The organism is Pseudomonas sp. CFBP 5748, assembly GCF_053850495.1.
In genome coordinates this window covers 550,311-563,261 of record NZ_JBSPTN010000004.1, presented here as the reverse complement: position 1 = coordinate 563,261, position 12,951 = coordinate 550,311, and the positions used below count along the sequence as shown (strand labels likewise).

Annotated in this window: 14 protein-coding genes; 6 read left to right on the top strand and 8 right to left on the bottom strand. The window is 60.5% G+C overall.

Annotation, left to right across the window (positions count from 1 at the left end; translation table 11 throughout):
• From ACWNZ1_RS12605 to ACWNZ1_RS12595, 3 genes are all read left to right on the top strand, one after another.
• A partial coding sequence (locus ACWNZ1_RS12605) for a hypothetical protein (RefSeq protein ID WP_456027660.1) occupies nt 1–216 on the top strand: 216 nt, incomplete at its 5' end.
• A gap of 9 nt (nt 217–225) precedes the next feature.
• Nucleotides 226–915: a hypothetical protein gene (locus tag ACWNZ1_RS12600; protein WP_456027659.1), complete on the top strand. Its 690-nt coding sequence runs from the start codon at nt 226–228 to the stop codon at nt 913–915.
• Complete coding sequence (locus tag ACWNZ1_RS12595; RefSeq protein ID WP_456027658.1) at nt 902–1,903, top strand: hypothetical protein; 1,002 nt, start codon at nt 902–904, stop codon at nt 1,901–1,903. The genes ACWNZ1_RS12600 and ACWNZ1_RS12595 overlap by 14 nt, the downstream gene beginning before the upstream one ends.
• Before the next feature lie 254 nt (nt 1,904–2,157).
• Here ACWNZ1_RS12595 and ACWNZ1_RS12590 read toward each other — a convergent pair whose 3' ends face one another.
• Complete coding sequence (locus ACWNZ1_RS12590; protein ID WP_456027657.1) at nt 2,158–3,003, bottom strand: LysR family transcriptional regulator; 846 nt, start codon at nt 3,001–3,003, stop codon at nt 2,158–2,160.
• 94 nt (nt 3,004–3,097) lie between these two features.
• On the opposite strand from ACWNZ1_RS12590, the gene ACWNZ1_RS12585 reads away from it, so the two are divergent.
• A complete protein-coding gene (locus ACWNZ1_RS12585; protein WP_456027656.1) occupies nt 3,098–3,481 on the top strand; it encodes a tautomerase family protein in 384 nt (127 codons plus the stop codon).
• Nucleotides 3,482–3,820: 339 nt separating this feature from the next.
• Here the strand turns inward: ACWNZ1_RS12585 and ACWNZ1_RS12580 are convergent, their stop codons facing one another.
• From ACWNZ1_RS12580 to zur, 4 genes are read right to left on the bottom strand one after another with little or no spacing between them, the layout of a single operon-like run.
• Nucleotides 3,821–4,534 (bottom strand): PA5502 family lipoprotein, encoded by a 714-nt coding sequence (locus ACWNZ1_RS12580; RefSeq protein ID WP_456027655.1) that lies wholly within the window; start codon nt 4,532–4,534, stop codon nt 3,821–3,823.
• 37 nt (nt 4,535–4,571) lie between these two features.
• Nucleotides 4,572–5,360 carry a zinc ABC transporter permease subunit ZnuB gene (gene znuB, locus ACWNZ1_RS12575; protein ID WP_135842986.1) on the bottom strand — a complete coding sequence of 263 codons (789 nt, stop codon included), beginning with the start codon at nt 5,358–5,360 and terminating at the stop codon, nt 4,572–4,574.
• Nucleotides 5,353–6,135 (bottom strand): zinc ABC transporter ATP-binding protein ZnuC, encoded by a 783-nt coding sequence (gene znuC / locus ACWNZ1_RS12570; RefSeq protein WP_135842987.1) that lies wholly within the window; start codon nt 6,133–6,135, stop codon nt 5,353–5,355. Before znuC ends, znuB begins: the two co-directional genes overlap by 8 nt.
• Nucleotides 6,135–6,617: a zinc uptake transcriptional repressor Zur gene (gene zur / locus ACWNZ1_RS12565; protein ID WP_135842988.1), complete on the bottom strand. Its 483-nt coding sequence runs from the start codon at nt 6,615–6,617 to the stop codon at nt 6,135–6,137. The genes znuC and zur overlap by 1 nt, the downstream gene beginning before the upstream one ends.
• A gap of 66 nt (nt 6,618–6,683) precedes the next feature.
• Here zur and znuA point away from each other — a divergent pair, with 66 nt between their 5' ends.
• Nucleotides 6,684–7,613 carry a zinc ABC transporter substrate-binding protein ZnuA gene (gene znuA, locus ACWNZ1_RS12560; protein ID WP_456027654.1) on the top strand — a complete coding sequence of 310 codons (930 nt, stop codon included), beginning with the start codon at nt 6,684–6,686 and terminating at the stop codon, nt 7,611–7,613.
• A 144-nt stretch (nt 7,614–7,757) separates the two neighbouring features.
• Here znuA and ACWNZ1_RS12555 read toward each other — a convergent pair whose 3' ends face one another.
• Both ACWNZ1_RS12555 and ACWNZ1_RS12550 read right to left on the bottom strand, forming a co-directional pair.
• Entirely contained in the window at nt 7,758–8,708 is a 951-nt protein-coding gene (locus ACWNZ1_RS12555) for a homoserine kinase (RefSeq protein WP_135842990.1), read from the bottom strand.
• A gap of 60 nt (nt 8,709–8,768) precedes the next feature.
• The gene (locus ACWNZ1_RS12550; RefSeq protein WP_135842991.1) at nt 8,769–9,059 is read right to left on the bottom strand and encodes a DUF2782 domain-containing protein; all 291 of its coding nucleotides are present in this window, start codon (nt 9,057–9,059) and stop codon (nt 8,769–8,771) included.
• Between the two features lie 74 nt (nt 9,060–9,133).
• On the opposite strand from ACWNZ1_RS12550, the gene polA reads away from it, so the two are divergent.
• A complete protein-coding gene (gene polA / locus ACWNZ1_RS12545; RefSeq protein ID WP_135842992.1) occupies nt 9,134–11,902 on the top strand; it encodes a DNA polymerase I in 2,769 nt (922 codons plus the stop codon).
• A 394-nt stretch (nt 11,903–12,296) separates the two neighbouring features.
• On the opposite strand, the gene yihA is transcribed toward polA, so the two are convergent.
• Nucleotides 12,297–12,938 carry a ribosome biogenesis GTP-binding protein YihA/YsxC gene (yihA, locus tag ACWNZ1_RS12540; protein WP_135842993.1) on the bottom strand — a complete coding sequence of 214 codons (642 nt, stop codon included), beginning with the start codon at nt 12,936–12,938 and terminating at the stop codon, nt 12,297–12,299.
• Between the last annotated feature and the right edge of the window lie 13 nt (nt 12,939–12,951).

The window sequence follows — 12,951 nt, the reverse complement described above, 5'->3', positions numbered from 1 at the left end:
AAGGATGGGAAGGATGGCAAGGACTCCTCCGACAAGGGCAAGGATGGGAAAGACGGAAAGGACGGTAAGGACTCTTCAGACAAAGGCAAGGATGGGAAGGATGGCAAGGACTCCTCCGACAAGGGCAAGGATGGGAAAGACGGAAAGGATGGCAAGGACTCTTCGGACAAAGGCAAGGATGGGAAAGACAGCAAAGACGGACTAGACCTGAGCTGAGGTGGAGCTATGCGTTGCTTTATTCTTGGTGCCGATCTGGCAAGAGATGCTTGGCTCGTCGTGGCACTGCGATCGCGGCGATATAGCGTCGTGGACATCCCGCATTGCAACCTCCTGCAACTCCATCTGGAAGTTGGCGGGCCATGCGAGTTGCTGTTACATGAACAGCCGTTGAGCCCCGAAGACAGGCTGTTTTTTCTGCGAATGCCGCAGCTGTCTATGCAGGTCGATACTGCGCAGAGCGACTTCGCCTATAGCGAGTGGAGAGCCGCCCTTGAAGCCGCCCTCTATACGCGGGCGGCACAAGTGCTGAATGGGGAGTGGGTGTTGAAAAACTTCGGCCTGCGCAGCTCCGATACATTCTGGACACGCATGTGTCAGAGATTATGTTCAGCCAGCGATTCATTACGATTGGAATGGCCCGGGGATGCCGGAAGCTGCGCCATAGCACCGTCTCCGGGGCTGGAGGTTACGGTGACCCGCCGCCGGTGGGCGAGCGAGCTTCCTCTGCTGTACGAAGTAGAGCGCCATTCGGCCACACTGCTGGCGTTACAGGAAGTCCTATGCGGCCATCGGTTGGACTTCCTGCGGGTGTGGATAGATCCTTCGCCGGGCCCCTTACGCATTACACGAGCTAGCGCCGAACTACCGACGGAGCCTTCACTCAGTTTTGAAACGGTGCTCGATGACTTTCTGTAGCGACTTGCCTGTTCTCGTGGGTTATGGGCGCGAGGGAACGTTCGCGCACCTCGTCAAACTTCAGCTCGACTCAGGAATGGCGTGCCGTATTCTGGACCTACATCGCGTCGAGCACTGCGACAAGCTGCTGCTGAAGCACGCCTGCGACGGCTTCCGTGTCGAAGTCGATGGAGAAGTGTTCCATTTTGGGCATGGTGCCGTTTTCTACCGCGGCTTCTTCCGCCCCTCAAACGATCCCGCCCGCTCCAAGTTGCTAGCACAGTTCATCGGGGAGCTGGAAACTGGTCTGCAGATGTTGCCGGCCGCCTGCCTCGTGATGAACCGGCCAGAGGCGGGTATAGGCAACGCATCGAAGGCACGTCATGTCGCCGAGCTCGCAGCCTGTGGTTTTCGCGTGCCTTCTACGCTGGTATCGAACCAGGCCAAGGCCGTCAGATCGCGTGTTGCACCGAATGCTGACTGGGTCAACAAGGGGTGTTCGGGCATCCGAACCATAGCCGTGGCAGTGGGAGGCCCCGAAGTCTCGCGGCTCGATTTGTTGGATCGCTGTCCGACCCTGTTCCAGCAACATGTTCGCGGTCATGACGTGCGAGCCCACATGGTGGGCGCATCCTGCGTGGCACTGAAGATCGAGTCTGACCGAGTCGACTATCGGTATGCCAAGCGGCAGGGCGGCAACATCCAGGTCCAGCCAATCGACATTCCGGTAGCGGAGAGGTTCAGAGCGATCGAATACATGCACCGCGTGGGACTGGAATTCGCAGGCTTCGACTTCAAGGTGGATGCATCCGGTACTTGGTGGCTGCTCGAAGCGAATCCCATGCCTGGCTTTGAATTCTTCGATCAGTTCGCAAATGATCGTATCGGGTTAGAAGTACTTCGCTCCTTGCAGGGCAACGATCCACTTCCGCGGCGGCCCGTCTTGGGAAAGCCTGGAGAACTGTTCATCGACGCCTCAAGGGTACCCTCCGTCGATAGGGCGGACTGAGCCACTTTGCCGATGCCTTGTCGTGCGATAACCAAACCAGCCAACAGCGATGCTGACCCCAAGCCTATCAATGTTTTTTTACACGTTTTGCTAGAAGCGGACGCCCGGATTAAGCTGCTTTTGATCCGCCAGACGTCGAACATCCATTAGCTGTCGATAACCGGCCGCTCCTGGCCGATTCAGCCCTTGGCGAGAGGCAGAAAACGGGCCGATTGCTGCCTCTAAGTACAAGCTATCTTCTACAGTTATCGCATTCACTGTTGCAATGCCGCTACTGATTCAAGGTGGGCAGTCATTCGGCTCACGGCCAGATTGGTGCCCGCATCCCCTTGGCGCCGCTCAACGATGGAATAGGCGATTTCCGGCAGCTGCGGCAGCGATGTTCTCGACATCGCCGGTAGGCCAAATCCTGCTTCAGTGCGGCAGGTAATGCCCAATCCTGCCTCGACCGCAGCGCGTAGACCATCAAGGCTCGGGGTGGTGAGCGCCATGCGCCATGGGCGTCCGGCGGCGTCCAGCACTCGCTGCGCGGCCAAAAGAAACGGGCAGGGCAGAGTGATCCCAACCAGCGGAACCACTTCACCGAGTAGTAGATCCGGGTAGCCGAACCACTTCATGGGGAGGCGCGTAACGATGTTTGCGCCGAACGGCTCACCAGCGCACAGTGCGGCGTCGATCCGGTCCTCGCCTATCGCCTGCAACAGCTCTGCCGTGCTCGCAATGACAATTGAAAAAGCAGCTCCAGGAGTGGCGGCGAGGACGTCGGCGAGAGTCGGGCGCAATACCCCTGCCACGAAATCCTGAACGACACCGATTCGAACCGGCACTACCGTGTCCGGCGCGAGCTCTGCTCGCGCGGCGTCTATTCGGCCCAGAATCGAGCGCGCATGCGCCAGCAAAAGCCCCCCAGTATGGTTAAGCCGCAGTGCCCGGCCATCCCTGTCGAAGAGCGGCTGGCGAATGATGTTTTCAAGACGGGCGATTTGAAGGCTTAGCGCCGACTCGCTGCGCGCGACGCGCCTAGCCGCCGCTGCCAGCGAGCCACAATCGACCACCGCGACGAACGTGCGAAGCAGAGGGGAAGGAATATCCGCAATCATGAGAAAAACTCAAACCTGATACATAGAATGTCGCAAGTATACTTTTGTTTTTCTCAAATAAACTTCGGTCTTCAACACCGCGAGGAGAACGAAAATGCCTTTTGCCAGACTTACGCTGTCACTCGATCTTTCCCCCGACGAGGGCCGTCGCCTATGCAATGAATTGACTGACCTGATCGCCGACGAGCTTGGAAAACGCCAGGAACTCACGTCAGTGCTGATAGATGTGCCCGGGGGCCATCACTGGACTATTGGCGGTAGTGGTCAGCGGACAGCGGCACATCTTGAAGTCTGCGTGACCGCAGGGACGAACTCTGAAGAAGAGAAAGGGGCTTTCATGGCAAGCGCCATGTCGTTGCTTCGTCGAACGTTGCCGGATCTCGACCTGGCGACTTATATCATTGTGAATGAGAACCCGGCAACCGATTGGGGCTATGACGGAAGAACTCAGGCCGACCGTGCAAGGTGCAAGACTTAAGCAGGTTTTCGACTGCACGAATGCATTTCTTGACCAGAAGCAGCCTGAGTTAAAAACCATAGACTCGAGATATAGCGGGCTGTACTAAGGGGCATGCCAGCCATGTGTGTGACTGCTTCTGGCCGTTAGCAGCCCATCAATGCTCATGACCGGCCTGCTTGCGCCAAGCTATCCGGCCTTGCGCCGCTGCCTATTAAATAACATCGCAATCGCGAGCAAGCGCCAACAACGGTTCTTGTATAGAACACAAATAGGAACAACTAATATCCAATGCGAAAGCAAGCTCGCTCCCACAGAGGATTGAATTAACCTGTGGGAACAAGGTTTGCCGCGATGCTGTTAGGACTTACGAGGAGTCAGCACCATCTGCGCCGGCACGCTGCGCAAGATCTGCTTTTGCAGTTTCAGATCAAACCCGGGATCGAGTTTTTTAACCCGCTTGGTCAGCAGCGTAGCCAGCCACGGATAATCATCGGTGCGTGGCGCCTGGATGCTGACGTCACATTGAAAATTCACCACATCGGCGGCGATGGCGTCCAATTGCCGACGCATTTTCTGGATATCACTGATATTCAGCGACACCGTGGTGCTTTCGGCACTGGGATCGATCACTTTGGCGACCGGTTTGGCTTCGGCGGCCTGGAGGGCGGCCTCGGCTTTTTCCAGTTCGGCCTTGCGGGCTTCGGCAATGGCGCTGTTGACCTCACCGGAGAGTGCCGGGGCCTTGGGCATCAAGGCTCTGGCGCGGCTCAGCGCGGTGGTGGCGGCGTTTACGTCGCCTTTTTGCAGGTCGATCTGGCTGCGGCGCAAGTACGCCTCGGCCAATTGCCGTTGGTAGGGCTCCAACGACGGATCTTCGGGGGTTTGGGCCTGCAAGGCGGCCAACTGATCTTCAGCGGTGGCCAGCTCATTGCTGGCCAGGCTTTGTTCAAGCTGCGCGATGGCCGGGCCCCGGGTATCAGGGGCCTCGGTGACCGGCGGCGAACTTTGGCATGCGCCCAGTAGCAGAGAAAATGCAACAAGGAGCAGATAACGGGAGGCGAACGGCTTCATTCCTGCGACTCTCTATTTGCGCAAAAAGCGAGCAAGTCTACACCCCTCGACGAGGCAGGACAAAACTCAGCAGAAACAGCCCGGCGGCACTGACCACGATCGACGGTCCCGCCGGGGTGTCCTTGAACCACGACAACGCCAGCCCGCCGCACACCGCGAGCATGCCCAGCAGGCTCGCGCCCAGGGCCATTTGCTCCGGGGAGCGGGCGTGGCGCTGTGCCGCCGCCGCCGGAATGATCAGCAATGAAGTAATCAGCAACACACCGACAATTTTCATCGCCACGGCGATGACCACGGCAATCAGCAGCATCAGCGCCAACCGCAAACCCACCACGGGCAAGCCCTCGACCCGCGCCAGTTCCTCGTGCACGGTCACGGCCAGCAAAGGCCGCCACAGCGCCACCAGTAACAGCAGCACCGCCGCGCTGCCACCCAGGATCCACGACAGGTCGGTGGGGCTGATGGCCAACAGATCACCAAACAGGTAGGCCATCAGGTCAATCCGCACGTCATGCATGAAGCTTAGTACCACCAGCCCGAGGGACAGGGTACTGGGTGCGAGAATTCCCAGCAGCGTGTCGGACGCCAGCGGTTGGCGCTGCTGCAACGTCACCAGCAGCACAGCCAGCAACAGGCAACCCACGGTCACCGCCACCGCTGGGCTTACGTCCAGCAGAAACCCCAAGGCCACGCCGAGCAGCGCCGCGTGGGACAAGGTGTCGCCGAAATAGGCCATGCGCCGCCAGACCACGAACGAGCCCAGGGGCCCGGCCACCAGCGCGAGGGCCAGGCCTGCGAGCAGGGCGTACAACAGAAAGTCAGCCATGCTTGCAGCTATCTCCATGAACATGGGTAGAAACAGAGGAGTCGCTGACCACCGAGCCATGCAGGTCATGGGCGTGGTCATGATGGTGGTGATAAATCGCCAGGCTTTGTGCGTTCTTTCCGAACAGCTCGACGAAGGCCGGATCGCCACTGACCTGCTCCGGATGCCCGGAACAGCAAACGTGACGGTTGAGGCAGACCACTTGGTCGGTGGTGCTCATCACCAGGTGCAGATCGTGGGACACCATCAAAACGCCGCAACCGTGACGGTCGCGCAGGCGAGTGATCAGGCTGTACAGCTCGGCCTGCCCCGCGACGTCGACGCCTTGCACCGGCTCGTCGAGCACCAGCAGCTCGGGCTCGCGCAGCAGGGCGCGGGCCAGCAGCACGCGCTGCATTTCGCCACCGGAAACACTTTGCACCGGGCTGTCGATTACCTGTTCGGCGCCGACTTCGTTGAGCGCCGCCAAGGCCCGTGCGCGATCCACGCCGGGGACCAGGCGCAGGAAACGCAATACCGACAGTGGCAGCGTTGGGTCTACATGGAGTTTTTGCGGCATGTAGCCGACCCGCAGCTTCGGCTTGCGCCAGACGCTGCCGCTGTCCGGCTTGAGTAAACCGAGCACGGCGCGCACCAGGGTGGTCTTGCCGGCGCCGTTGGGGCCGATCAAGGTGACGATTTGCCCCGGCTCGACGCTCAGCTGGATGTTATCCAGCACGCTCTGCCCGGCGAACGTCACGGCCACCTGTTCGAGGCGGATCAACGCGTTGCTCATCAGGCCCCCTGGCAACCGGAACACAGGCCGACCACTTCGACGGTCTGGCTGTCGACCACGAAACCCACGTCCTTGGCGCTGGCGACGATGGCGTCGCTGATGGACTTCTGCTCCAGCTCAATGGCGGCATGGCATACGCGGCAGATCAGGAACTGCCCCTGGTGGGCGTGCTCCGGATGGTTGCAGCCGACGAAGGCGTTCAGCGACGAGATGCGGTGCACCAGGCCGTTTTCCAGCAAAAAATCCAGCGCCCGATAGACCGTCGGCGGCGCGGCGCGGCGGCCGTCCTGTTCACTGAGCACGGCCAGGATGTCGTAGGCGCCCAGCGGCTTGTGGCTTTGCCAGACCAGTTCGAGCACGCGTCGACGCAAGGCGGTCAGGCGCAACCCCTGGCGCGCGCAGATGGCATCGGCCTCGGACAGCGCGCTGTGCACACAGTGGGAGTGATCGTGGGGACGACTGGCAAGGGGTGTAATAGGCATGGGCAGCGACGAGTTCAGTGAGAGACGTTATTATGTTACCCGTTCTCGCCTCTTCGAGTGGTCATCGTGTCCCGAATTTTTTCGCTCTTTGTCGTTTTTGTCGCAAGTTTTCTACTGATCGGCCCAGCCCAGGCCGAAGTCAAAGTCCTTACCAGCATCAAGCCATTGCAGCTGATTGCCGCAGCGGTGCAGGACGGCGTGGCGGTTCCTGAAGTGTTGCTGCCGCCTGGTGCTTCGCCGCATCACTACGCCTTGCGGCCATCCGACGTACGGAAGGTGCAATCGGTGGATCTGCTCTACTGGATCGGCCCGGACATGGAAAGCTTTCTGCCGCGCGTGCTGAACGGTCGTACGCTGCCTTCTGTCGCCGTACAGGATTTGCCGGGGCTCAAGCTTCGCCACTTCGCCCAGGACAGCCAGTCTCACGCCGAGGATGACCACGACGGCGACGAGCATGATCACGACCACCGCCCCGGTTCGATCGATGCCCACTTGTGGCTGTCACCGACCAATGCGCGAGTGATCGCAGCCAAAATGACGGCTGACCTGAGCGCGGCCGACCCGGCCAATGCCGCCCGTTATCAAAGCAATCTCAAGGGTTTCAACCAGCGCCTCGACGCTCTGGACGTACGCCTGAAGGCGCGCCTGGCCAGCGTCGCAGGCAAGCCGTACTTCGTGTTCCACGAAGCGTTCGATTATTTTGAGGACAATTACGGCCTCAAGCACGCCGGAGTGTTCGCCGTGGCCGCCGAAGTCCAGCCCGGTGCCCAGCACGTGGCGGCGATGCGTACGCGCTTGCAGGCGGTGGGCAAGACCTGTGTGTTCAGCGAGCCGCCCCTGCGCCCGCGCCTGGCCGAGACCCTGGTGGCTGGGTTGCCGGTGAAGTTGGCGGAGCTGGATGCACTGGGCGGCTATACCCCGGCGACGGCGCAAGGGTATGAGCAGTTGTTGGAAAAGTTGGGGAATGATTTGGCGGGGTGCCTGGAGTCGCTGTAACGCCAGACCAAACGCAGAACCCGTGGCGAGGGAGCTTGCTCCCGCTCGGTTGCGCAGCGACCGCAAAATTTCAGGTCTGCTGCGCAGCCCAGCGGGAGCAAGCTCCCTCGCCACAAGAGCATTCAGCTCCGCGCATGCCTGTTGTTACAGGGCGAAAGGCAACAACGCGTGAACCGTCTGCCGCTGCGCCAACCGCTGCTGGAACTCCATCGGATCGTGAATCAACACATCCTGTCCGGCGAAAGACTCGGCGGCGATCAACCGCGACAACCAGAAGCGCACGCACGCCACGCGCAGCATCGTCGGCCATAACTCGGCTTCGGCGGCGGTGAACGGTCGTAGCGCCGCATAAGCCCCCAGCAATGCCCGCGCCCGCGGGCCATCGAGCACGCCGTCGTCGTCCGAACACCAGTCGTTCAAGGCGATGGCGACGTCATACAGCATCGGCCCGGAGCAGGCATTGTAGAAGTCGATCAACCCGGTCAGGTGCGTGCCTTCGAACATCGCGTTGTCGCGGAACAGATCCGCGTGGATGTTGGCCCGGGGCAGCGCCAGGATACCGACCTTCTGCCGGGCGATCTCATCCAGCGCGGCCTCAAGTAGCCGGCGGGGCTCGGCGTCGAGGTGCGACAGCAGCTTGGCGCCCTCCTCCTGCATCCAGTCCAGGCCACGATCGGTCTTGCGCTTGATCATGTTGTCCCGGGTTGCCAGGTGCAGATGCGCCAGCAACTCCCCGACCTGGGCGCAATGTTGCGCGTTGGCCTGCTTGATGTGTTTGCCCGCCAGGCGCGGTTGCAACAGCGCCGGTTTGCCCGCCAGTTCCCGCAGCGCCACGCCGTCGGTGGTGCGCAAGGCGTAAGGCACCGGCAGGTCGGCGTCATGCAGCACGTCCAGCAGTTCGATGAAGAACGGCATTTCCTGCACCGGGCCACGCTCAACCAGGGTCAGGACGAATTCGCCCTGCTCCAGGCTGATGAAAAAATTGGTGTTTTCGCTGCCAGCGGCGATCCCCTGGAAATCAAGCAGGCGGCCGAGCCCATAAGAGGCGAGAAAGGTTTCCAGCTCGGGCCGAGCCAGGGGGGTGAACACAGACATGGTTAAAAACTGCTCAGTTCGGGCGCCGCGATTGAAGCGGCGCCGATTAAAGTTAGGAAACTACTTCCACTCAAAGATTTTCCAGGACGGAATCAGCATATCCGGTTGGTCCGAGCGGATGAAGTTTGCATCGGTCCCGTCTGCGCGCACCAGAAAATACGGCGGTGCGCCCTTCGGTGTGACCTTGATCGCATACAGGAAACCATTTTGGCGGTATTCCTGAATGACCTTATCCCCTTCCGTGCGAATCGTGACCTCAGGCTCTGCGGTGGGGGCATCCTCCGCGGCCATGACGGCCAATGGAACGGTTGCAAACAAGCCAGCCAGTAACAGGCGATTGAGTGTGCGCATGATAACCTTGTCCCTTTGTCGTCAACGGTCCCGCTATTCTAGCCCCGGACCCGCCGAAAAGGTTGATCCTGCTCATGAGCCAAGCACCCCTCGTCCTGGTGGACGGTTCTTCTTATCTGTACCGCGCCTTTCACGCGCTGCCACCGCTGACCACTTCCAAAGGCCTGCCGACCGGTGCGGTCAAGGGCGTGCTGAACATGCTCAAGAGCCTGCGCAAGCAGTATCCGGACAGTCCGTTCGCCGTGGTGTTCGACGCCAAGGGTGGGACGTTTCGCGATGCGCTGTACGCCGAATACAAGGCCAACCGCCCGAGCATGCCCGACGACATGCGCGTGCAGATCGAGCCGCTGCATGCCAGCGTCAAGGCCCTGGGCTTCCCACTGCTGTGCGTGGACAACGTCGAGGCCGATGACGTGATCGGCACCCTGGCCCGCAGCAGCGCGGCGGCCGATCGTCCGGTGGTGATCTCCACCGGCGACAAAGACATGGCGCAACTGGTCGACGGGCACATTACCTTGGTCAATACCATGACCGGTAGCGCCCTGGACGTGGCTGGCGTGAAGGAGAAGTTTGGCGTCGCTCCCGAGCAGATCATCGATTATCTGGCGTTGATGGGCGATTCGTCCGACAACATCCCGGGCGTTCCGGGCATCGGGCCGAAGACCGCGTCTGGTCTGCTGGTGGGCGTCAATGGCGGCCTGACCGAGCTGTACGCGCAACTGGACATCGTCGCCACATTGCCGATCCGTGGCGCCAAGACCCTGGCCGCCAAGCTCGAAGAGCACAAGGAAATGGCTTTGCTTTCCTATGAGCTGGCGACCATCAAGACTGATGTACCTTTGGATGTCGGCCTCGACGACCTGCAAATGGGCCAGCCGGACCACGAGAAACTCGCCGAGCTGTATACCCTGCTGGAATTCAAGAGCTGGTTCGAAGACAACCAGCGGGACGCCAAGCGCTCCGGCCAGGAGATCGTCGAAGTCAGCGACGAACAGCCGGGTGCCGCCGAGGCTAAATATGAGGTCATCCTTGATCAGGCACATTTCGATACCTGGCTGGCCAAACTCGATAAAGCGCCGCTGTTTGCCTTCGTCACCGAAACCAACGGGGGCGATGCCCAACATTCGCAGCTCGTCGGCTTGTCGTTCGCCGTTGCACCGTTTGAGGCCGCCTACATCCCGCTGACCCATTCCTACATGGGCGTGCCGGAGCAACTGGACCGCGACACGGTGCTCAAGGCCCTCAAGCCGTTGCTGGAAAACCCGAACAAGCTCAAGGTCGGCCAGCACGCCAAGTTTGAAACCAACATCCTGGCCAACTGCGCCATCGGCGGTGACCAGAACAATGGCATTTTGGTGCAAGGCATCGCCTTCGACACCATGCTCGAGTCCTACGTACTGGACTCCACGGCGACCCGTCACGACATGGACAGCCTGGCGCTCAAGTACCTGGGCCAAAGCAAGACCGATTTCCAGGACATCGCCGGCAAAGGCGTCAAACAGCTGACTTTTGACCAGATATCCCTGGAACTGGCCGGCCCTTACGCCGCTGAAGATGCCGACGTGACCTTGCGCCTGCACCAGGCCTTGCAGGAAAAACTGGCCGCCACGCCAAGCCTGGGCAAAGTGCTCACCGAAATCGAAATGCCGCTGATGCCGGTCCTGGCACGCATCGAGCGCCAGGGTGCGCTGGTCGATGCCAACCTGCTGGGCGTGCAGAGTGTCGAGTTGGGCGAGAAACTGGTGGCGCTGGAGCGTGAAGCGTTTGCCATCGCCGGCGAGGAATTCAACCTGGGCTCGCCGAAGCAGTTGGGCGTGATCCTGTATGAAAAGCTCGGCTTGCCAGTGCTCAGCAAAACCGCCAAGGGCCAGGCGTCTACCGCCGAAGCGGTGCTCGCCGAACTGGCGGAGCAGGATTACCCCCTGCCCAAGGTGCTGATGCAGTACCGCTCGCTGAGCAAGCTCAAGAGCACCTACACCGATCGCCTGCCGGAGCAGATCAACAGCCGCACCGGCCGCGTCCATACCAATTACCAGCAAGCCGTCGCCGCGACCGGGCGACTGTCGTCCATCGACCCGAACCTGCAGAACATTCCGATTCGCACTGCCGAAGGCCGGCGGATTCGCCAGGCATTTGTCGCGCCCAAAGGCTACAAGCTGTTGGCGGCGGACTACTCGCAAATCGAATTACGGATCATGGCGCACCTGGCCAAGGATGAAGGTCTGCTCCATGCGTTTCGCAATGATCTGGACGTGCACCGGGCCACGGCCGCCGAGGTATTCGGCGTTGAGCTGGAGGCCGTCACCCACGACCAGCGGCGCAGCGCCAAGGCGATCAACTTCGGCTTGATCTATGGCATGAGCGCCTTTGGCCTGGCCAAGCAGATCGGCGTCGATCGCAAGCAGTCCCAGGCGTACATCGACCGTTACTTCGCGCGCTACCCGGGTGTGCTGGCCTACATGGAGCGCACCCGCGCCCAGGCAGCCGAGCAGGGCTTCGTCGAAACCATATTCGGTCGTCGGTTGTACCTGCCGGACATCAACGCGAAAAACCCGGCCCTGCGCAAAGGCGCCGAGCGCACGGCGATCAACGCGCCGATGCAAGGCACCGCCGCCGACATCATCAAGAAAGCCATGGTGGCGGTGGACCGCTGGCTGAGCGCGTCAGGGTTGGATGCCAAAGTCATCCTGCAGGTACACGACGAATTGGTGCTGGAAGTGCGCGAGGATCTGGTCGACCAGGTGCGCGAGGAAATTCGCCAGCACATGAGCGCCGCCGCCACGCTGGATGTGCCGCTGCTGGTGGAAGTGGGTGTGGGCAATAACTGGGATGAGGCCCACTGACTCCCAAGCCCGAGGGCTTTTGTGGCGAGGGAGCTTGCTCCCACTCGGCTGCGCAGCAGTCGCAAAGGCGGGCAATGGGGTCTGCCTGGAAGAGTGCTGGGGGCCTGCTTCGCAGGCCAGCGGGAGCAAGCTCCCTCGCCACAGTGCATCACCGCAATTCCGGGCGCGGCGCCATTAGTTCGGAAAACGCCTAAGGCTATTTCCAAAAATAATCTGAACTAAACCGGTGAATCGCTACTCAGAGATTCTGAAAGGCTGGTGAAGCCCTTCAATGCTCCTATGTTGTGTTAAGTGTTGGCAGATATCTGGACCCCGCCCTAGCGGTCCGGAACTTGGACCCCGAACTTCCCCCTCCCCATACGAAGTCCGGGGTTTTTTTTGCCTGCGATTTGGCTTATTCCGCCTCTTCGCTGCCCTTGTCTGCCAATTCCATCCAGTCGGCCAATACAGTGTAGGCCTCTTCCAGGCCCATGCGCTTAGGCGCCGAGAACAACTGGATCGTGATCGTCTCGCCCCACCCTTTGCGAATTTCCGACTGCACTTTGAGCAGGGTGTTCTTGGCTGCGCCGTAGGTGAGCTTGTCTGCCTTGGTCAGCAGGATGTGCATCGGCATGCCGCTGGCGACAGCCCAGTCGAGCATCAGCAGATCGAAGTCGGTCATCGGATGGCGGATGTCCATCATCAGAATCAAGCCTTTCAAACTCTCGCGGCTGCCCAGGTAGGCTTCCAGATGGCGCTGCCAGTGTTGTTTGAGCGGGATCGGTACTTTCGCGTAGCCGTAACCGGGCAGGTCGACCAAACGGCGTTCTTCGTCTAGCTTGAAGAAGTTCAAGAGCTGTGTGCGACCCGGGGTTTTCGAGGTGCGCGCCAGGCTTGCATGGGTCAAGGTGTTCAGCGCGCTGGATTTGCCGGCATTGGAACGTCCGGCAAAGGCCACTTCAAAGCCTTCGTCGTCGGGGCATTGATCGACTTTGGCAGCGCTGAGCATGAAGGTGGACTGTTGGCACAGGCCAAGGATGGGGTTCTTCAGTTGCATGGGATTTCCGATG

What these genes read in the sequence shown, in the direction of transcription:
- ACWNZ1_RS12600 (WP_456027659.1), top strand. Translation starts at nt 226, where the DNA reads ATGCGTTGCTTTATTCTTGGTGCCGATCTGGCAAGAGATGCTTGGCTC.
- ACWNZ1_RS12595 (WP_456027658.1), top strand. Translation starts at nt 902, where the DNA reads ATGACTTTCTGTAGCGACTTGCCTGTTCTCGTGGGTTATGGGCGCGAG.
- ACWNZ1_RS12590 (WP_456027657.1), bottom strand. Translation starts at nt 3,003, where the DNA reads ATGATTGCGGATATTCCTTCCCCTCTGCTTCGCACGTTCGTCGCGGTG.
- ACWNZ1_RS12585 (WP_456027656.1), top strand. Translation starts at nt 3,098, where the DNA reads ATGCCTTTTGCCAGACTTACGCTGTCACTCGATCTTTCCCCCGACGAG.
- ACWNZ1_RS12580 (WP_456027655.1), bottom strand. Translation starts at nt 4,534, where the DNA reads ATGAAGCCGTTCGCCTCCCGTTATCTGCTCCTTGTTGCATTTTCTCTG.
- znuB (WP_135842986.1), bottom strand. Translation starts at nt 5,360, where the DNA reads ATGGCTGACTTTCTGTTGTACGCCCTGCTCGCAGGCCTGGCCCTCGCG.
- znuC (WP_135842987.1), bottom strand. Translation starts at nt 6,135, where the DNA reads ATGAGCAACGCGTTGATCCGCCTCGAACAGGTGGCCGTGACGTTCGCC.
- zur (WP_135842988.1), bottom strand. Translation starts at nt 6,617, where the DNA reads ATGCCTATTACACCCCTTGCCAGTCGTCCCCACGATCACTCCCACTGT.
- ACWNZ1_RS12555 (WP_135842990.1), bottom strand. Translation starts at nt 8,708, where the DNA reads ATGTCTGTGTTCACCCCCCTGGCTCGGCCCGAGCTGGAAACCTTTCTC.
- ACWNZ1_RS12550 (WP_135842991.1), bottom strand. Translation starts at nt 9,059, where the DNA reads ATGCGCACACTCAATCGCCTGTTACTGGCTGGCTTGTTTGCAACCGTT.
- polA (WP_135842992.1), top strand. Translation starts at nt 9,134, where the DNA reads ATGAGCCAAGCACCCCTCGTCCTGGTGGACGGTTCTTCTTATCTGTAC.
- yihA (WP_135842993.1), bottom strand. Translation starts at nt 12,938, where the DNA reads ATGCAACTGAAGAACCCCATCCTTGGCCTGTGCCAACAGTCCACCTTC.